Origin of the sequence: Fusobacterium sp. DD2, from assembly GCF_018205345.1 — a bacterium.
Lineage (GTDB): Bacteria > Fusobacteriota > Fusobacteriia > Fusobacteriales > Fusobacteriaceae > Fusobacterium_A.
Genome location: NZ_JADRHM010000024.1, coordinates 1 through 19,572, shown reverse-complemented (window position 1 = coordinate 19,572; position 19,572 = coordinate 1). Strand labels below are relative to the sequence as shown.

Genomic DNA, 19,572 nt, shown 5'->3' with positions numbered 1-19,572 from the left:
ATTTTAATAAAATTAATTACGCTATATTTTATCACTTATTACACATTTTATCAAGTAGTTATTCTTTTGTAAAAGAAGTTAAATCCCTCTTCAGTCCAGTAATAATCGCAATAAATATATAAATAATAAAATTGGAATTAATAAAGTTGTACTTTTTTCTACCTTATATATTATAGTAGCATATTGAGAGTGAAAATTAAATCAGGAATTTATAGTGATTAAAATCTATACTCTAAACCTGCACTTATGACGCTGTCTGCTCTGTGTTTCCCTTCAAATCTTACATCTAAATTTGCATTTATATTAAATTGTGGAGTTATCTCTTTACTTATACCAATGCCAGTCCATGTGATATTTTTATTCAAATCAATCCCTTTAAAGTTTTGAGGTGTATCTGTTCCAGTAAATTTTCCATCAAAGCTTAAAGATCTGTTTCCTACGTTAATTGAGTGAGTTATATATCCAGTGAATGTGTAACTATTCATTTTATATTCACTTCTTAATCCTAAAAGGATATTAGTAGAAAGATAATTTTTTTCTGGTGCATTAATACCCCATGCTGCACTATTTTCTTGGAAACTTCCTCTTCTTAAATAATCTTGTGAGATTCCAATATAAGGTGTAAAATTTGCAAAGTGTTTTCCTGTTTCTAAATATCCAGAAAACATATAATCTTTGTGTTTAATATTTCCAACTACAGTATCTCCATCAATATCAATAAGTTCTCTTTGGACTTTAGATGTAAATTTAGAAATCCCTGCACGACCTAAAACATAGATATCATTTTTTAAATATTTTTTACTGTAGATAGATGCACCTAATGAGCTACTTTTTGAAACACCAGCATATTTATTAAATTTAGCTTCAGCATCTGAGTAAGAAAGAGATACTCCTGCTTGTACACTATGGCTAATTTTTTTATCTATTCCAAACTGTGTTCCATTCATTTTAGTTTTGCCAGTTGCATATCCTTCATCTTTCAGCTTCCCATCAGAATGGATACCTGACATCCATCCTTGCCATTCATAATCACTTTTTCTAAAGTTATTTAAAGAACTTAAATGATTTGAAATATTTCTATTGATATTTTGTGATTGAGCAAAACTAAGTGCCTGTGCAGATGCATATATCTCTCCAGAGATTCTGTCTACTAAATCTTCAAACTCACTGTGTGACATCTCAACTATTGCCATAGCTCTATTTAAATCATCAGCAGTTGCTTTTTCACTTGCAACTCTGTTATCTATCTCTTGTAATATTTTTTCAACATTTTCTGCTGTGTTTTTAGAAACTGCATACTCACTATTTAGATATGTTACAGCATTTTCTCTGCTCATCTCTACAACTAGAGCATTATTCTCCTTAGTTGCAACAGCTTTTCTCATTCCATCTACTTTGATTTTATCAGTGTCAATATCTTTAACATTTCCTTTGATAATCTCTCTTTTTTCAGGTACACCATTGTATTTATCAGTAGTTATCTTTATAGTGCTTTGAGATAGGTCTGCTTTTCCTAAGACATCCAGAGATGAATCAAAATCAATCTCAGTTATACCATTTTCACTAACTGTATAGTTTCCAGCAATTGTTGCATGTATTCCATCTTTTCCATCTATCTCTTTATTAGATACAATAAGTTTACCATCATTTGTTACATCTGCACCGATTATATGTCCATCATATCCTGTAGAACCTATAAATGAACCATCATATAAAACAAGAGTTCCCTCTCTTTCAATATCAATATTTGCACTGTGGTTTTTATAGATATCTAAAGTCCCTTCAGAAACCTTTGTAGTTCCACTGAAACTGTTGTTTCCAGTAAGGTGTAGACGTCCTTTACCACTCTTTCTAAGTGCACTGTCTCCATATATATCATTTTCAAAGAAAGACTCTTTTCCTTCTGGAACGTTTGCTTGGAAATAAAGTGTATAACCAGTATAGTTATATCCAGGGTCTCTTTCTAAAAGAGTTCTTAAAAATGCTCCAGGCCCTTTTAAAGCTCTTTTAGTATTTAAAATTCCCCATCCATATCTTTGATCTTGAATATCTGACATATTAAATGCAATAACTCTTGGTTCAGTGGTTTCTAGAAGATTTCCATATCTATCGTATTTAAGTTCAGGTTTATCTGTAGTAGTAAGTAGAGTTTCTCTTACTTGAGAGTTCGTCATCCAGTCAAACTTACTTGCTACAAGTGCAGCAGCACGTGCAACTCTAGGAGCTGCATATGATGAACCTATAGTTCCTTTTCCAGATTCTGGACCCTCTCCGCTTGCAGCTATTGACCATCTAGCAGCATATCCAGGATAAGCTAAATGGTGTGCATAGTGTTTGTATGCATAATAATCTCCATTAGGCTCAGCAATACTCACAGGATCTTTTTCCTCTACACCTATAACAGATAGCCACCCTTTTTCAAGTCCAGCTCTTACCATAGGTAAACTAGGTTGAAGAGATGCTTGATTTAGGGTCTGGTCATTGCTGTCACGGTTTCCATTTGCCCATATAAATAGTCCACCGTTATTTACAGCTTCTGTGTAAAAGTCCATAAGTTCATCTCCACGTCTGTTTATCTCGTCCATATCAGCTTGCAGTTTGTGTTCATCCTCACGGACTATTTGAAGAGGAAGTAACATACCTCTATAGTTTCTGTTTCCTCTTGCATCAGCTCCAAGATGATCTTTAAAATCTACACCCCATGACTGATTGATAACTTTTACTTTCTGATCTCCAAATTTTGTAAACACTTGTCTATATAACTCTGTACTTGGTGATACAAAGACTTTTGAATGAAGTTTTTCTCCAATAGTTGCTGCAACTATATTAAATTTAGTATCCTCTGTCATAAGTTCAAGTACTCTTTCACCATGAGGACTTCCATTAGGATTTGGATTTCTGGAAACCTTATCTAAAATTTCAATAGTTTTGAACTTGTTTTTTAGTTCTCCTTTATGAGTTAGAAAGTCACTATCCATAATAGCAACTATTTGTCCTTTACCATCTATTTTTTTATCATCTGTTGGGATAATAAAAATCTCTTTATCTTTAATTTTAATATTTTTAATAGGATTAATATAGTTTCCTATTCCAGGAGCATTTATAACAGGTCTGTTTTCATTAGCAGGTAGCTTATCTGGAATAACAGGATTATTTTCTGGCATTACAGCCACAATTTTATATCCAGATTCTGTTTTCTTATCCTCTTTTGATGGAACATTATTTATTACTTTAGGTTGTTTTATAATTCCGGTATTGCTAGGTTGAACTGTTACAGCAGAGCCTCCTCCACCGCCACCACCGCAGTTTGTTAATATTGCTGTCATAATACATGCAAATAATATTTTATTTTTTTTACTTTTCATTCTTTCTCCTTAATATTTTCAAATTTTTATATGTGATGTGAATGTGATTTTTAAGTATAGTTGAGATGAATTTTATCATATGAATTATAAAATAACAAGTGTTATTTTATAAAAAAAGAGATATTTTTTCAATAAAATGAAAAGCTATTCAATTGTAGATGGTTCTACCACTTTGAAAATATAAAAATATTTTAAAATAAATATATATCCATTTCAAAATATTTAATTATGAGTTTAGTAAGTATTTATTGATATTTTGTGTTACTTATGTTATTATCAATATTATAGAGATTTATATGGAGGCTATAAATGAAAAAGAGAATAATTTTGATTTATTCTGGAATTATTGCAGGTTTAATAGTTCTTGTACTTTTAGGACTAAAAACTTTTGAAATAGGATATTTTAATGAAAAATATTATAAGGTACCTGATTTAAAATCATATACATATGAAGAAGCAGAAAAAGTTATATTAGGTTCAGATTTAGGAATAAAAAAGATAGGTGGGGAGTTTTCATCTTACCCAATTGGACAGATTTTTTTACAAGAGCCAGAAGCTGGAAGTGTTGTAAAAAAAGGTAGAAATATTAGAGTATGGGTAAGTAAGGGAAGTGCTCTTATAGATATGCCAGATCTTACTGGAATGAACTATCTTGATGCAAAAGTTTTAGCAGAAGAAAAAGGTATGAAAATTGGAAAAGTAATTACAGTAAAGGATAATGGTAAATATAATGAAGTATTAGCAACAGACCCTGCTACAGGAACACTTTTGACTAAGGGAGAAAAGATTTCATTTTTAGTAAATGGTGTAGAAAATGTAGTTCAGGTAAGAGTTCCAGACATAATTGGATTGTCAGTTGAACAAGGTAAAGATATTCTTTTAAAGAATTCTCTTATTTTAGGAAATGTTGAGTATACTTCTATTGAAGGAATAGAAAAAGATGTAATTGTAAAAACAAATATTCAATCGGGAGAAAAGGCTGCTGCTGGATCTTCAATTGATGTTGTAGTTAATAGATAAATAATTAAGGAGGCTGGAAAAATAAAAGGTAGAGTAATTAACAAGATACAAGGATTTTATTATGTTAACTCTGGGGATGAGGTTCATGAATGTAAACTTCGTGGTATTCTTAAGAGAAAAGAGAGTAAGAATAACTGCGTAGTAGGTGATATAGTTGAAATATCTGATGACAACTATATTGTAGGAATAGAAGAGAGAAAAAACTTATTGGAAAGACCAATAGTTGCAAATATTGACTATTTTATAATTCAATTTGCAGCTAAGGATCCTGATATGGATCTTGAAAGATTGAATATAATGCTTTTAAGAAGTTTTTATTATAAGATAAAACCTGTAATCGTTATAAATAAAATAGATCTTTTAACTGATGAGGAGTTAGAAGATTTGAAAATGAGTTTAAAGTTTTTGGAAAAAATAGATGTTCCATATTTTTTAATTTCTAAAAAGAAAAATATTGGGATTGATAGTTTAAAGGACTTTATAAAAGACCATATCTCTGCTTTTGGTGGACCTAGTGGAGTTGGAAAATCGAGCATAATCAACATGTTACAAGTTGAAAAAGTCCTTGAAGTTGGAGAAACAAGTAAAAAATTAAAAAAAGGAAAACATACTACTAAAGATACAAATCTGCTACCTCTTTTAGGTGGTGGATATATTATTGATACTCCTGGGTTTTCTTCTATTGAAATTCCAGTTATTAAAGATTCATGGGAATTAATGGGTCTTTTTCCTGAATTTTCAGGAAAAGAGGGTTGTAAATTTAGTGATTGCCAGCATCTTAATGAACCAGGATGTAAAATAAAAGAAGCAGTAGAAAACACTACTCTTGAAAAGAGTAGATATGAATTTTATAAAAAAGTATATGAAAAATTAAAAAATGAAAGGTGGAACAAATATGAGTAAAATTAAAATAGCTCCTTCAATATTATCAGCTGATTTCAGCAAATTAGGAGAAGAAATAATAGCAATTGATAAGGCAGGAGCTGATTATGTACATATAGATGTAATGGATGGTATTTTTGTACCAAATATAACTTTTGGTGCTCCAGTAATAAAAGCAGTAAGAAATAAAACGGATCTTGTTTTTGACGTACATCTAATGATAGATAGACCAGAAAGATACATTGAGGATTTTGTAAAAGCAGGTGCAGATTTAATAACTGTTCATGCTGAATCAACTACACATCTTCATAGAGTTATTCAACAAATTAAAGGATTTGGAGTAAAAGCAGCAGTATCTCTTAATCCTGCAACACCTGTAGATGTTTTAAAATATATAATTGATGACCTGGATATGGTATTGATTATGAGTGTTAACCCTGGATTTGGAGGACAAAAATTTATTGAATCAACAGTAGAAAAGATAAAAGATGTTAGAAAATTAAGTTCAACTGTTGATATCCAAATTGACGGTGGAATAACAGACAAAACTATAGGAAAGTGTATTGAGGCAGGTGCAAACATCTTTGTTGCTGGTTCTTACGTATTTTCAGGAGATTATAAGGAAAGAATTGATAATTTAAAGAGAGGTTGTTAATCATGGGTGAAATGAAGGGGAACATTAATAAAGTTAATGAGATTTTAGAAGAGTTTTACAAACTTTTTTATAAAACTGAAGATATGGCTTTAAAAAGAGGAATAAAATGTTTAACTCACACAGAACTTCATTTAATAGAAGCAATCGGAGAAGAATCTTTAACCATGAATGAACTATCTGATAAGATAGGAATTACTATGGGAACAGCAACTGTAGCGGTTTCTAAACTTACTGAAAAAGGTTTCATAACTAGAATCAGATCAAATACAGATAGAAGAAAAGTTTTTGTTTCTCTTACACCAAAGGGAAGTAAAGCACTGGTATATCATAATAACTACCACAAAATGATAATGTCTAGTATCACAGAAAACATTGCAGATAAAGACTTAAGTCATTTTATAGAGATATTTGAGTTGATTTTAGGTGCTTTAAAAGAAAAGACAGATTATTTTAAACCATTAACAATAGTTGATTTTGCAGTTGGAGATAAAGTTTCAATTGTAGAGATTAAAGGAACACCAATAGTTCAAAACTTCTTTGCAGGGCATGGAATTGAAAACTTCAGTGTTGTAGAGATAATGGATAGCAGTTCAAAAGATAATTTTGTTATAAAATCACCAACTGAAGAGGTTGTTGTATTAGATGTATTAGATGCAAAGAATCTAATTGGAATTAAGGCAGAATAAAAAAGGCAGGGGAAAATGTTTTACATTGATGGAGTTTCACTAAATAAGATAAAAGATGAATTAAAAGTAGATTTAATCAACAGAAAAATAAATAAGATAACTAAGAATACAGAGAGTTCTTTATCTATATATTTTGGAAGAAGTGAACTTGTTTTTTCGTGTAATCCTAACTTCCCTATATGTTATATAACTACTTCAAAGGAAGCTATATTGGAAAATGGTTCAGGTCTTGTTGCAAATATGAGAAAACATCTTATAAATGCTATGCTTATTGATATTGAGCAGATAGGATTTGACAGAATACTTGTATTTGAGTTTGCAAGGATTAATGAACTTGGAGAGGTAAAAAACTTTAAGATATTCTTTGAGATTATGGGAAAATATTCTAATTTCATTTTTACTGATGAAAATGAGATAATAATTGATGTGCTAAAAAGATTTTCATTAGAAGAGAATAGACTTAGAGCAATATTTCCAGGTCTTCCTTATGAACAGCCAATAATAGAAAAGAAAATATCACCTCTTGAAGTAGATGAAGCTACATTTAATAAGTTTATAGAAGAGAGAAGCTTATTACAAAATGTAGAAGGAATAGGAAAACTATTTTTACAAAATGTTAAGACTTATAATCAATATGAGAGTGTTTTGAAAAGTGAAATAAAGCCAAAAATTTATCTAAAGAATAAAAAGATACTTTTAGCAACTGTATTGGATATCTTACCAAAGGAAAAATATAGTGAAATATTGGATTTTGCCACTTATAAAGAACTTGTGAATTATTATATTGATAATGAAAATCTTTCAGCTAGTTTTGATACATTGAAAAATAGTTTAATTGCTAATGTATTGAAAAAAATTAAAAAAAATGAGAAGATTTTAAAAGTTTTAGCAGTAGAGAAGGAAGAAAAAAAGGACTACGAAAAGTATCAACAGTATGGAGATATTTTAGCAGCTTCAATGTATAACGTTAAAAGAGGAATGGAATATCTGGAAACTTTTGATTTTTACAATAACTGTATGGTAAAAATCCCTTTAGATGTTCAATTGTCACCACAACAAAATTTAGAAAAATTATATAAAAAATATAATAAATTAAAACGTGGATTAGAGGCTAACGCAAGAAGACATGCTGAGATAACAGAAGAACTTGATTATCTAAATGGTATTAAGCTGTTTATTGATAACAGTGATGACATAGATAACTTAAAGCAGATATATGAAGAGCTTGTAGTACAAGGATATATAAGAAAGAAAAAAGAGAAAAAACAAAAATCAAAGAAACAAAATAAAACAGTGGATTATGGTGTTATTCAGGGAGAAAATTACCAGATTTTTTATGGTAGAAATAACATTGAAAATGATAACCTGACATTTAAAGTTGCTGATAAAAATGACATTTGGCTTCACAGTAAAAATATTCCAGGTTCTCATGTTATTATCAAATGTGATAACTTAACTGATGAAATACTGTTACATGGAGCTCGGATTGCAGCTTATTACTCAAAGGCGATTTTAGGTGATAAAGTAAGTGTAGACTATACACAGAAGAGATATATTAATAAACCTAAAGGTGCAAAGCCTGGATTTGTAACATATGTAAATGAAAAAAATCTTACTGTTGAAAAAATAGATATTGAAAAATAATAAAAGCTGATAGAAATTATTTCTATCAGCTCTTTTTTATTTAAACTTTAAAATTCTTTTTTTATTAATTTTATTCTTCGTCCTCATCAACTAATGGGAAATCAAATTGCTGACTCAGTGTTGTAACCAGACTGCTCTTAGTGATTATACCACGTAAGATTCCATTTTCATCTACCACTGGAAGATTTGATACGTGATGTTCATTTACCTCTCTTAATACATCTAAAATAGACTTATCAGGAGAAGTGATAAACTTAGGGATAGTCATTACCTCTTTAACTGTTTTATAGTGGTCTGGTTCCTTCTGAATTGATTTTATTGTAATCTTACCTTGGAATTTGTTTCTTCTATCAACAACAAGAAGAGAATCAACTCTTTCATGTTTCATCTTTCTGATACATTTGAATAAACTCATATCCATAGAACAAGTAATTGGATCATGTTCCATAATATCCTGAACTTTAATATATTCAGGTGATGACCAGATTCTATTTTCTCCAACGAAACTGCTTACAAAGTCATTTGCTGGGTTTTTAAGAATTGTTTCAGGATCATCATGCTGTATTACTTTTCCCTTTTCCATTATACAAATTTTATCAGCTATTTTTATTGCTTCATCCATATCGTGACTGACGAATATAATAGTTTTATTCTCTTGAGTTTGAATATTTATAAGTTCATCTTGAAGCTGTGATCTTGTAATTGGATCCAGAGCCGAAAAAGGCTCGTCCATAAGTATTATATCAGGATTTGTCATAAATGCTCTTGCAATTCCAACTCTTTGCTGCTGACCTCCACTGAGTTGTTTAGGATATCTATTAGCATAGTTATCAAATGGAAGGCCAACCATGTCCATAAGTTCTCTTACTCTCTTGTCTCTTGCTCCTTCTGGCATTTTTTGTAGTTTTGCCACAAGCTCAATATTTTCTTTTATTGTCATATGTGGAAATAGCCCGGTTTGTTGGATAACATATCCAATTCCTCTTCTCAAATCAATAACATTTTTCTTAGATATATCCTCTCCATTTATTAACACTTGACCAGAAGTAGGTTTAATAAGTCTGTTTATCATTTTTAAAGTAGTTGTTTTACCACACCCTGATGGGCCAACAAATACTGTTATTGATTTATCATCTATTTTCAAGTTAACATCATGTAATACTATATTATTTTTAAAAATTTTATTTATTCCTCTAAATTCAATCATAAATTAACCTCCTTTATTATTTATGCAATTTATTTCTTTAACAAACCATTTTTTAAAAGAAATTCGTGAGCAACTTCTTGAGGTTCTCTTTTTTTAGTGTCCACTTCATTATTTAATTCTCTCATAACATCATCTGTAAGTACATTTTCAAGTGAATCTGTTATATGTTTAAGTTCTGGATATTTATTTAAGACATCCCTTCTCACTAGAGGTACTGCATGGTATGGCAGGAAGAAATCCTTATCATCTTCAAGTACCACTAAATCAAATGATGCAAGTAATCCATCTGTAGCAAATGCATCAATTACATCACTTTCGTGATTATCTAGAGCTTGATAACGAAGTGCTCCATCAATTGATATAACATCTTTAAATTTAAGTCCTTGATATCTATCCATTACACCTGGAAGTCCATCTCTTTTGTTTGTAAATTCAAATGTTGGAGAGATTATTATTTCAGATGAAATAGGAATCAGGTCACTTATATTTTTTAGATTATATTTATTAGCTAAATCTTTTCTCACTGCAAGTCTATAAGTGTTATTAAAAGCAAGCTCCTTACCAACATACATATTATAATCCTGTTCTATCTCTCTTTTAGATATTTCATAAACATCTTTTGAGTTGACATTTTCTTTAATAGGGTCATGCTTTAACATATCAGCAAAGATTGTTCCTGTGTATTCCATATACATATCAACTTCACCACTTTGCAGAGCACCAAAAATAACTTTTGTACCACCTAGAGCAAATTTTCTTTGTACATCTATATCTGTATAGCTCTCTATTAATTCTGCAAGCATATTACCTAAAAGTATTTGTTCTGTATAGTCCTTACTTGCAACAGTTATTGTTTTAGTAGGTTTTGCTATATATTTAGTATATATAGTATCACCAATACCAAATGTAAATAGTGCAAGACATGCAATTAAAATTACTTTTTGTAAAAGTGTTGTTCTGTTTCCACTATTTATATTTGAAGATATTCCCTTTGGAACAACTATTTTTTCTATAATTGCAGCAGTCCAATCTATGAAAAGAGCTAAAATACATGCAGGTATTGCTCCTGCTAATATCTGATTTGTATTTGCTGTTCTGATACCTGAAAACACAAGGAAACCTAGACCACCAGCACCAACGAAGGCAGCAATTGTCATAAGTCCGACAGCTGTAACTGCAGAAATACGTATCCCTGCCATGATTATTGGAAGAGCCATTGGAATTTGTATTTTAAAAAGTATTTGCAGTTTTGTAAGACCAATTCCTTCTGCTGCTTCTATCATTTGGGGATTAATTCCTTCAATACTTGTAAAAGTATTTTTTATAATAGGTAGAAGAGAATAAAGAACCACCATAAAAACAGATGGTACTACACCGATTCCAAGAAATGGAATTAAAAATCCTAGTAAAGCCATACTGGGTATAGCTTGAATTGTATTTGCAATTCCTAAAACTGTTTTATTTGCTTTTTTGAAATGACTGATAAGTATTCCAATTGGGACCCCTATTACAACAGCGGACAGAACCGACAAAAATGTCAGATTAATATGTTGTAATAGGAGTGATATTATTTGTTTGTGTTCTAAAATTAAGTAATTTAAAAAATCCATATGTTACCTCCTAATTGTAATTAAGCATAAAAAAAGCATCACCAACATAGAGCTGTGATGCTTTAAGTTACCAATATTATATATACACAACTCTTTTCATAGCTTACGAGGTTAGCTGACGGGCTCGGATTGAAAAGTATCCTATTCACAAAGAAATTCGCCCCTTTTATTGGGTCCCCCGCTTTACATTAAAAATATAAATTAAGCATCAAAGAAATATTAATACAATTCATTATACAATAAATTTTATCAATAGTCAAATTTAAATTTCTAAAATATAGTCTTAAATATGAAAAATAAAACAATTTTAATTTTGTTTTCTTATTTATTAGTGTATAATATATGTATATATAAATTTATAAATTTTTAAGTGTAAAGAAAATATAATATGTATAGAAAAATTAAAATAAAAATAAAATACAGAAATAATACATTAAAGTGAAAATAAATATCAATATAATATATAAAATGAAAATAAATTTATAAAATTTGCAAAATATCCTGTACAATATACGATAGGTATGGTATAACCTTAATAATGCATAATAAATAAAGGGGGAAAGTGTATGAAAAAGAAAATATTTTTACTGATGTTATTCACAATGATGGTTTTTGTTGGATGTGGTGAGAAAAAAGAGAATGAAAATGAAAAAAATAATACTCTTGTTTTTTCTCAAATATCAGAAGGTAAAACTTTAGATCCACAAGACACAACAGAACAATATTCACAAAGACTTATCACAGTCCTTTATGACAGATTAGTTGAAATTGATGAAATGACAGGAAAGATTGTTCCTGGATTGGCTAAAAGTTGGGAATATGAGGACCCAAACACTTTAATTATGCATCTTAATGATAATGTATATTTCCATAATGGAGATAAATTTAGTGCTGAAGATGTTAAATACACTTTAGAAAGAGCTAAGACTCTTCCAAAAGTTGCACACCTTTATGCATTAATTGATAAAGTGGAAGTTATAGATCCTGTAACTGTAAAAATTCATACTAGTGAGCCATTTGCACCATTACTTGCTCACCTAAGCCATAAGACTGCTTCAATAATTGATAAGAAATATTTTGAAGAAAAGGGAATTGATGGTTTCCAAAATCCAGTTGGAACAGGACCTTACAAATTTAAGGATTGGAAAGTTGGAGATAGAATTACTATTGAAGCTAATGATAAGTATTTCAAAGGTGCACCTGCTATAAAATATGTAGTAGTTAGAGCAATTCCAGAAGAAAATAGTAGTGTAATAGGACTTGAAACTGGGGAAATAAATATGACAGCAGACTTAAATGCTGAGTCAAGAAGACTTGTTATGAATGACAAAAATCTTATATATAAAGAGATGCCAGGAATAAGTGTTTCATATATTGGATTTAACACATCAAAAGGAATATTTAAAGATAAAGATGTAAGAAGAGCTGTAGCTATGGGAATTGATAGAGATGCTATAATTCAAAGTATATTCCTTGGATCAGTTAAGAAAGCAAATAGCTTTATAGCTCCAGGTACATTTGGTTATAATCCTGATTCAAAAGTTGTTGATTACAATCCTGAAGAAGCAAAGAGAATAATAAAAGAAAAAGGATTAGAAGGAACAACTATAGTTATGGGAACAAGTAATAGCCCTGTTAGAATGCAAATGTCTGAAGTAATTCAAGCTCAACTTAAAGATATAGGTTTAGACGTTAAAATTCAAGGACTTGAATGGGGAGCTTTCCTTGCAGCAACTGGTAGAGGAGATTTGGATATGTTCTCATTAGGATGGGGACCTTCAACATATGATGGAGATTATGGATATTTCCCTAACTTCCACAGTTCTCAACTAGGTTCAGCTGGAAATAGAGCACAATATGTAAATCCAAAAATGGATAAATTACTTGACGCAGCAAAAAGAGAGATTGATCCTGAAAAAAGAAAAGAACTTTATAAAGAAGTTAGTGATATAATATATGAAGATGTACCAGTAATACCTGTATATTATACAAATAACACAGTAGCAGCAACAAATGATGTGGAAGGAGTAGAACCTACAAGTTATATTCTTTTCCAAAACTTAAAGTTTAAAGGTACAAAATAATTGGAGGAAAGATAGATGAAAAAGGAACTGATAAAATTAGCAGAAGAGTATAGTAATCTTTTTGGGGCACCTGGTTATGAGGATGAAGTTATTGAAAGTATTAAAAAGCATCTTGATTTTATAAGTCTTGAAAGAGATTCTATTAATAACCTATATGCAGGACTTAAAGAAAGAGATAATAACAAACCGACTATAGGTTTAGATTGCCATACTGATGAGGTTGGATTTATAGTAGAAAATATAAATAGAAATGGAAGTTTATCATTTTTACAACTTGGTGGTTGGCATGTTGGAAATATACCTGCAAGTAGTGTAATTCTTCAAAATGAAAAGGGAGAAAAGTATGTTGGAACTGTTAACTCTAAGCCGCCTCATTTTATGACTGAAGAGGAAAGAAATAGACTTCCTAAATTATCAGAATTAACAATAGATTTAGGAACAAGCAGTTATGATGAAACAGTTAAATTATATGGTGTTGAAGTTGGTAACCCAATAGTTCCAGATGTTAAATTTTTCTATGATGAAAAGATTGATGTTATGAGAGGTAAAGCTTTTGACAACAGACTTGGATGCGTTGCAGTTACAACAGTTTTAAATAAACTAAAAGGAAAAAAGAAAAATTGTAATGTAGTTGGAATGTTTGCATCTCAGGAAGAAGTTGGATTAAGAGGGGCACAAGTTGCAGCTTATAAGGTAAAACCTGACTTTGTAATGGTTTTTGAAGGTTCTCCAGCAGATGATAGTTTTAGAGACGAATTTTCAGCTCATGGAGCACTAAAAAAAGGAGTTCAGCTTCGTGCTATTGATGGTGCTATGATTTCAAATCCAAGAGTTTTAAGATATGCTAAAAAGATTGCAGACAAAAAAGGGATAAAATATCAGGTCATTGCAAGGGAAAAAGGATCAACAAATGGAGGAAAATATCATCTATCTGAAACAGGTATACCTGTACTTGTACTTGGAATACCTACAAGATATGCCCATACGCACTATTCATATGCTGCTGTAGAAGATTTACAGTCAGCTATAGACCTTGCTATGGCAATAATTGAAGAATTAGATAGTGACACTATTAAAAGCTTCTAAGAGGAATGTAAAATAGAGTAAAATAAAAATGCTGATGGCAATAATTATTGCTATCAGCACTTTTTTATTAATTTTATCTTTTTTTATCTTTATTTCTTATATAAAGAGAGAATAAACCTTTTAATCCAAGATTTGGATCATAGATATTTATCTCTTCTAATTGAGCAGAAACAAGTTTTCCAAGACCTCCTGTTGCTATTACAAGGAAGTCATCTCCTGCTTCTTCTTTAATTGTTTTAATAATCTCTTTTAATTGTCCCAAATAACCATAGTAAATACCACCTTGTATTGCTGATGATATATCATATCCTAAAATAGTTTTAGGTTTTGCAAATGGTATCTTTGGTAGTTTTGCAGTACTTCCAAAAAGAGCATTTAAACTCATTTCTATACCTGGAAAAATTCCTCCACCAATATATTCGTTGTTTTTGATAACTTCATAAGTTGTTGCAGTACCAAGGTCAAATATAATAAGATTTTTATTTGGATACTCTTTTATTGCCTGTACTATATTTATAATTCTATCTGCTCCAAATCCTGTTGAGTTAACATGTTTGGCAAAAGTGAATGGCAAATCAAGTGATGTATCTATCTTTAATGGAATAAGATTAAAGTATTTTTTTCCAAAATAATCAAATATTGAATTTAGATTTGGCACAACAGATGAAACCAAAACATCTTCTATATCGTTAATATCAATATTGTTAAAATCTAGATTGTTTTTTAAATAAGCGAAATATTCATCCTCTGTTAAAAGATTTTGAGTTGCTACTCTGAATGTACTTTTTATTTCTCCTGAATCAGTAACAATTCCTGTTACCACATGTGTATTTCCTATATCTACTGTAATAAACATAATACCCCTTCTTTTATTTTTGCTTTTTTCTTTCTTTTTCTTCTCTTCTTATTTTAATAAAGTTATATTTTCCAGAAACCTTTCTCTTAAATGTTAAGAAACTGTTAGTTGAGAAAATTCCAATTCTTCTAATTTGAAATAGGTCAGTAGAAAAACATACATCTCCAGAGTCTGTTGCTACAGCAAACTGGTAACCACAATTTTCTGCAAGTGTTTTAGCATTTTTATTTAAGCTACCATATGGGTATGCAAAAGATATAAGTGGATGACCAAGTTTTTCTTCAAGAGCAACTTTATTTTCATAAATCTCCTCAGCTGCTTCATCAAATGAAAGTTCAGCAAGTTTTTGGTGAGTTTTAGTATGTCCACCAAATTCAATTCCATACTCTTCCATCTCTTTTATCATTTTATAATCCATAAGTTTAAATTTCTTTTCAGGATTTTCTTTAACATCCACATCCCATTTATTATAGTCAAGATGTGATAGGAGATAAATGACAGATTTAAATCCATATTTTTTCAGAAGAGGAAACGCATATTTATAGTTATCCTCATAACCATCATCAAAAGTAAGAATGACGAATTTATTCCCTCTGTCAAAACGATGTTTATATCCATTATTAGCTAAATCTTTAAAAGTAACTGTCTGATAGTTGTTATCCTTTAAATATTTAAGATGTTTTTCAAAATCTTCAATAGTTACATAGATACCATGTACCCCACCTTCACTTTTATCTTTAATCACTCTGTGATACATGATAACAGGGATATCATATCGTTTCTTTAATACATATTCCTTATCGTATATTTTTTCCAATTTATCTGTAATTGCATTTAGACCAAATTCTGTTTTTATGGTTTCTCTCAATTTTAAGAGTTTTTCTTCAGGCATAATAAATCCATGTTCAACATCATATAAAAGCTTATTCCAGTTGAAATTTTCTTCATTTTTATAATTGATGTCTCCAAAATTTGATTTTAGTGCTTTTCCAATATTATCTGAAGTGATAAGTCCTACATATTCTGCTTCTCCAATTGCTATAAGAGGTTTACCTGAAAGGATTGCTTCTACTGCAACTCTTCCTGCTCCAATTATTAAATCAGAATTTTTAATTTTTTCTGGTACATCATTAATATAACCTAAAAATTTAATTTTGTCATTATTTTTAAATTTTTCAAATTTAGGAGGAAGCTCTTTTCCACCGATAATTTGGATGATTACATCTTTTAACTGAGAAAGTTTTTCTACAGCTTTATATGTAACTTCACCTTTAGGACCAGAGAGTCTTCCTATTATAGAGATAGTTTTAATTTCTCCAGGCTCTCTATAGTTAAAAGAGTAAAGAGAGCTGTTAATAGGATTTCTTAAAACAAGTATTTTATCTTCTTTTACACCTAATTCATCTATAAGATGTTTTTTAATATTTTCACATACTGCTATTGTTTTAACTCCAAAAGCTTTGAAAATCTTTCTGCTTAAATGAACAGGCTGTCTTCCATGAGTTGTAGTTATAAGCGGAATTCCAGCTATCTTACATGCAATTTCACAGCTCCATGAAGAGGCTCTTGAATGTGCATGAACTACATGGATATCTTTTTCCTTAATTATTCTGAGCAAAGTTTTAACCTGTTTTACTCTTTCAAGTAATCCCCTTTTATTAAATTCTATTTTTATGTAATTGGCATCTGTTTTTTTAGTTAAAGTATCAGAGACAATAGTTATGTTATGTCCACGTTGTATGAGTTCATTACTCAAAGTGACAGCATAAACCTCTGCTCCAGTAACTTCAAGCTGAGATAGTGCCATAAGTATATTCATATATTTTCCTCCAAATTATTATCTCATATATATATGAGATAATATTATATTAAATGCTATCTTTTCTTTGTTCATTATAACATAAAATGATTTAAAATTAAATAAAATGAATACTATAAATTTTTATAAAATACACAAAAAATAAAAAAACCAACCTGTTAGGTTGGTAATTATCAAAATGGCTGGGCTGGCTGGATTCGAACCAACGCATAACGGAGTCAAAGTCCGTTGCCTTACCGCTTGGCGACAGCCCAATACAATGGTCGGAATAGCAAGAATCGAACTTGCGGCCCCCTGCTCCCAAGGCAGGTGCGCTACCGGACTGCGCTATATTCCGTCCTCATTGACAAGAAATATACTATCATAAAAAAAAATAACTGTCAACCTTTTTTTTATGAAAATATTAAGAAAAATTTAAAAATGTGTATGCATAACATGGCTGTTATCAATAGTTATAAGGGTTTATATGAAATGTGGCAGAATAAAAAATAAAAACATTGAAAAACTACTAACATGTAAAATTGACAAGGGACTCATATATTGCCTATAATGTAATTAAAGAATAAAGGGGGGATTATGTGAAAAAATTGCTGATGTATTGTATCTTGATTTTATCATTGCTTGGATGTGGGGATAATAATGGGAAATATATTGAAGCAACAAAGAAGATGAGCTTAGATAACTGTATAGAGATTTCAGATAGGACTTTAGAAACAGTTGAGGATGTAGGTGTTTATTTTATTCATAAACTTACTGGAGATAGTTTTAAGGAGATTGCTTCTAATATTGAATATAGTATAACTGGGAAAATAGATGATAATACTAAGATAGTAAGTTTAAATTATAATGGAGCAAAGGTTGACATTCCAGTTGAGAAAAAAGGAGATTCCTATTCAACCTCTCATATGGATATAAAAGGGAAGTTTGGAAAAGATAAATACACTTTCAAAAAGTTTCGAGATGAAGTAATAAACGAAAAAATGAATGAAGCTGAAAAAGAATATGAAGAGGATATAGAAGAATATATAGAGGAATGTAAAAAAGTATTGAAGTAATTAATGTTTAGTATTGCAAATAGTGAAAAAATGTTGTATCTTCCTATTAAGATGCTTATTTTAGTATAGGAGGAAATGTTATGAAAAAATTTTTAGTAACTTTGGGATTATTAGGAGTACTTATAGGATGTACATCTGCTGAAATTGAAAAAAAAGATAATGTAAAAATTGAGGAAAAAGTTCCAGTTCAAAAAGATATGGTAAGCTTTAAAAGAGAAGACAATAATCAGGTTGTAACTCTTGAATCATCAAATTTATATGAAACAGGGGTATTGACAGTTGGAGATAAGAAAATAGATATGCATAGAGCAATTTGTGCCTCAGGTATGAGATTAGTTGGAGATACAGAAAAAGCTGAAATCCATTTTAAAAGAGATGAAGGAATTTTAGTTTTAGATGGAAAAGAGATTCAGGTATCTGTAATTAAATAGTATTATTTAAGAGGGCTGTTGCATTTCTAAATATGTACAAATCAAATACTTGGCATTAAAAAAAATTATAGCTAAGAGGATTTTATATTTTACAAGTTTGCAACAGCTCTTTTTTTATGCTATTTTTTTATTGGTTTGTATGATAGTATATGAAATAAATTGAATTTAACAGGGGGATTTAAGTATATGTTTAATTATGATAGACTACCAGAATATTCAGAGCCACTTTACAGACCGCCTTCTGAAGCTTATTCATTAATCTTACAGCTTACGTTTGGCTGCTCACACAATAAATGTAGTTTTTGTACTATGTATAAAAGAAAGAAATATTATATAAAATCATTTGAAGAGATAAAGAGAGATATTGATCTTTTTAGGGAGAACCTTTCATTTGTGAGACGGATTTTTATAGCTGATGGAGACGCCATGAGTGTTCCAACAGATCATTTAATAAGAACAGTTAAATATATAAGAGAAGTATTTCCTGAGTGTGAAAGAATATCTGTTTATGCTTCGCCAAAATCTATTATTGAAAAAAGTGATGAGGAGTTAAAGGATATAAGAGATAGTGGTATATCGCTTGTATATTTAGGGATAGAAAGTGGTGACAGTGAAACACTTAGAAAGATACATAAAGATGTTGATTCAAATGGAATGGCAGAAGTAGGAAAAAGAATAAAAAAAGCAGGTTTTAAACTGTCAGCAACTTTAATAGTAGGTATAAATGGACAGGAAGATTGGTGGAATCATGCTATAAACAGTGGAAAAATAGTAAGTGAAATAAAACCAGATTTTCTAGGTGTCTTAACTCTTATTATCAGTCCTGGCTGTGAAATATATAATCTTATGAAAGAGGGAAAATTTAAAGAAGCTTCTTCAGTGGAAATTTTAAAAGAGATTAGAACTATTATTGAAAATATTCACTGTGATAAAGAAATTGTATTTAGAGCAAATCATGCATCTAACTATTTAAATTTAGCAGGAACATTACCATATGATAAGGAAAAAATGTTAAAAGAGATAGATTTAGTATTAAACGGAGATAGAGAAATAAAAAAGAAATATAGAAGATTATAGTTTATAAAACAAAAAAATAAAAAAAGCTATTGACGTGTTTCAAAAATTATGTTATTATATATTCTGTTCGCGAGAGCGAGACAATGAACTTAAAA

At 30.0% G+C, this 19,572-nt stretch carries 15 protein-coding genes, 2 tRNA genes and 1 riboswitch; of the genes, 10 read left to right on the top strand and 7 right to left on the bottom strand.

Annotated elements, in window-relative coordinates:
• Positions 1-218 precede the first annotated feature (218 nt).
• Positions 219-3,365, bottom strand: coding sequence for an autotransporter domain-containing protein (locus IX290_RS05295; protein ID WP_211492167.1), 3,147 nt, complete (start codon positions 3,363-3,365; stop codon positions 219-221).
• Between the two features lie 309 nt (positions 3,366-3,674).
• Here IX290_RS05295 and IX290_RS05290 point away from each other — a divergent pair, with 309 nt between their 5' ends.
• The 5 genes from IX290_RS05290 to IX290_RS05270 are packed head-to-tail and all read left to right on the top strand — an operon-like array spanning position 3,675 to position 8,252.
• Positions 3,675-4,385, top strand: coding sequence for a PASTA domain-containing protein (locus tag IX290_RS05290; protein ID WP_211492166.1), 711 nt, complete (start codon positions 3,675-3,677; stop codon positions 4,383-4,385).
• 36 nt (positions 4,386-4,421) lie between these two features.
• Positions 4,422-5,288: a ribosome small subunit-dependent GTPase A gene (gene rsgA, locus IX290_RS05285; RefSeq protein ID WP_349290741.1), complete on the top strand. Its 867-nt coding sequence runs from the start codon at positions 4,422-4,424 to the stop codon at positions 5,286-5,288.
• Entirely contained in the window at positions 5,281-5,922 is a 642-nt protein-coding gene (rpe, locus tag IX290_RS05280; RefSeq protein ID WP_211492165.1) for a ribulose-phosphate 3-epimerase, read from the top strand. Before rsgA ends, rpe begins: the two co-directional genes overlap by 8 nt.
• Before the next feature lie 11 nt (positions 5,923-5,933).
• Positions 5,934-6,608, top strand: a complete 675-nt coding sequence (locus IX290_RS05275) for a MarR family transcriptional regulator (protein WP_211492164.1) — start codon at positions 5,934-5,936, stop codon at positions 6,606-6,608.
• Positions 6,609-6,623: 15 nt separating this feature from the next.
• Complete coding sequence (locus IX290_RS05270; protein ID WP_211492163.1) at positions 6,624-8,252, top strand: NFACT family protein; 1,629 nt, start codon at positions 6,624-6,626, stop codon at positions 8,250-8,252.
• 70 nt (positions 8,253-8,322) lie between these two features.
• Here IX290_RS05270 and IX290_RS05265 read toward each other — a convergent pair whose 3' ends face one another.
• Both IX290_RS05265 and IX290_RS05260 read right to left on the bottom strand, forming a co-directional pair.
• Positions 8,323-9,459 (bottom strand): ABC transporter ATP-binding protein, encoded by a 1,137-nt coding sequence (locus IX290_RS05265; RefSeq protein WP_211492162.1) that lies wholly within the window; start codon positions 9,457-9,459, stop codon positions 8,323-8,325.
• 29 nt (positions 9,460-9,488) lie between these two features.
• Positions 9,489-11,069 carry an ABC transporter permease/substrate-binding protein gene (locus IX290_RS05260; protein WP_211492161.1) on the bottom strand — a complete coding sequence of 527 codons (1,581 nt, stop codon included), beginning with the start codon at positions 11,067-11,069 and terminating at the stop codon, positions 9,489-9,491.
• 85 nt (positions 11,070-11,154) lie between these two features.
• A riboswitch (cyclic di-AMP (ydaO/yuaA leader) is annotated at positions 11,155-11,287 on the bottom strand.
• A gap of 348 nt (positions 11,288-11,635) precedes the next feature.
• Here IX290_RS05260 and IX290_RS05255 point away from each other — a divergent pair.
• The gene (locus tag IX290_RS05255; protein WP_211492160.1) at positions 11,636-13,153 is read left to right on the top strand and encodes an ABC transporter substrate-binding protein; all 1,518 of its coding nucleotides are present in this window, start codon (positions 11,636-11,638) and stop codon (positions 13,151-13,153) included.
• A gap of 15 nt (positions 13,154-13,168) precedes the next feature.
• Positions 13,169-14,239: a M20/M25/M40 family metallo-hydrolase gene (locus IX290_RS05250; RefSeq protein WP_211492159.1), complete on the top strand. Its 1,071-nt coding sequence runs from the start codon at positions 13,169-13,171 to the stop codon at positions 14,237-14,239.
• Positions 14,240-14,312: 73 nt separating this feature from the next.
• Here IX290_RS05250 and IX290_RS05245 read toward each other — a convergent pair whose 3' ends face one another.
• The 4 genes from IX290_RS05245 to IX290_RS05230 all read right to left on the bottom strand — a co-directional run bounded on the left by IX290_RS05245 (position 14,313) and on the right by IX290_RS05230 (position 17,251).
• Positions 14,313-15,095, bottom strand: a complete 783-nt coding sequence (locus IX290_RS05245) for a type III pantothenate kinase (protein ID WP_211492158.1) — start codon at positions 15,093-15,095, stop codon at positions 14,313-14,315.
• A gap of 13 nt (positions 15,096-15,108) precedes the next feature.
• A complete protein-coding gene (locus IX290_RS05240) occupies positions 15,109-16,914 on the bottom strand; it encodes a polysaccharide deacetylase family protein (protein ID WP_211492157.1) in 1,806 nt (601 codons plus the stop codon).
• A gap of 179 nt (positions 16,915-17,093) precedes the next feature.
• A tRNA-Gln gene (locus tag IX290_RS05235) sits at positions 17,094-17,168 on the bottom strand.
• A 6-nt stretch (positions 17,169-17,174) separates the two neighbouring features.
• Positions 17,175-17,251 (bottom strand) — tRNA-Pro (locus IX290_RS05230).
• Between the two features lie 241 nt (positions 17,252-17,492).
• Here IX290_RS05230 and IX290_RS05225 point away from each other — a divergent pair.
• From IX290_RS05225 to IX290_RS05215, 3 genes are all read left to right on the top strand, one after another.
• Positions 17,493-17,969 carry a hypothetical protein gene (locus IX290_RS05225; protein WP_211492156.1) on the top strand — a complete coding sequence of 159 codons (477 nt, stop codon included), beginning with the start codon at positions 17,493-17,495 and terminating at the stop codon, positions 17,967-17,969.
• 80 nt (positions 17,970-18,049) lie between these two features.
• Positions 18,050-18,400, top strand: a complete 351-nt coding sequence (locus IX290_RS05220) for a hypothetical protein (RefSeq protein WP_211492155.1) — start codon at positions 18,050-18,052, stop codon at positions 18,398-18,400.
• A 186-nt stretch (positions 18,401-18,586) separates the two neighbouring features.
• Positions 18,587-19,477, top strand: coding sequence for a radical SAM protein (locus IX290_RS05215; protein WP_211492154.1), 891 nt, complete (start codon positions 18,587-18,589; stop codon positions 19,475-19,477).
• Positions 19,478-19,572: the final 95 nt, after the last annotated feature.

Excerpts from the sequence above, each read along its gene's own strand:
- IX290_RS05295 (WP_211492167.1), bottom strand. The coding sequence starts at position 3,365 with ATGAAAAGTAAAAAAAATAAAATATTATTTGCATGTATTATGACAGCA.
- IX290_RS05290 (WP_211492166.1), top strand. The coding sequence starts at position 3,675 with ATGAAAAAGAGAATAATTTTGATTTATTCTGGAATTATTGCAGGTTTA.
- rpe (WP_211492165.1), top strand. The coding sequence starts at position 5,281 with ATGAGTAAAATTAAAATAGCTCCTTCAATATTATCAGCTGATTTCAGC.
- IX290_RS05275 (WP_211492164.1), top strand. The coding sequence starts at position 5,934 with ATGAAGGGGAACATTAATAAAGTTAATGAGATTTTAGAAGAGTTTTAC.
- IX290_RS05270 (WP_211492163.1), top strand. The coding sequence starts at position 6,624 with ATGTTTTACATTGATGGAGTTTCACTAAATAAGATAAAAGATGAATTA.
- IX290_RS05265 (WP_211492162.1), bottom strand. The coding sequence starts at position 9,459 with ATGATTGAATTTAGAGGAATAAATAAAATTTTTAAAAATAATATAGTA.
- IX290_RS05260 (WP_211492161.1), bottom strand. The coding sequence starts at position 11,069 with ATGGATTTTTTAAATTACTTAATTTTAGAACACAAACAAATAATATCA.
- IX290_RS05255 (WP_211492160.1), top strand. The coding sequence starts at position 11,636 with ATGAAAAAGAAAATATTTTTACTGATGTTATTCACAATGATGGTTTTT.
- IX290_RS05250 (WP_211492159.1), top strand. The coding sequence starts at position 13,169 with ATGAAAAAGGAACTGATAAAATTAGCAGAAGAGTATAGTAATCTTTTT.
- IX290_RS05245 (WP_211492158.1), bottom strand. The coding sequence starts at position 15,095 with ATGTTTATTACAGTAGATATAGGAAATACACATGTGGTAACAGGAATT.
- IX290_RS05240 (WP_211492157.1), bottom strand. The coding sequence starts at position 16,914 with ATGAATATACTTATGGCACTATCTCAGCTTGAAGTTACTGGAGCAGAG.
- IX290_RS05220 (WP_211492155.1), top strand. The coding sequence starts at position 18,050 with ATGAAAAAATTTTTAGTAACTTTGGGATTATTAGGAGTACTTATAGGA.
- IX290_RS05215 (WP_211492154.1), top strand. The coding sequence starts at position 18,587 with ATGTTTAATTATGATAGACTACCAGAATATTCAGAGCCACTTTACAGA.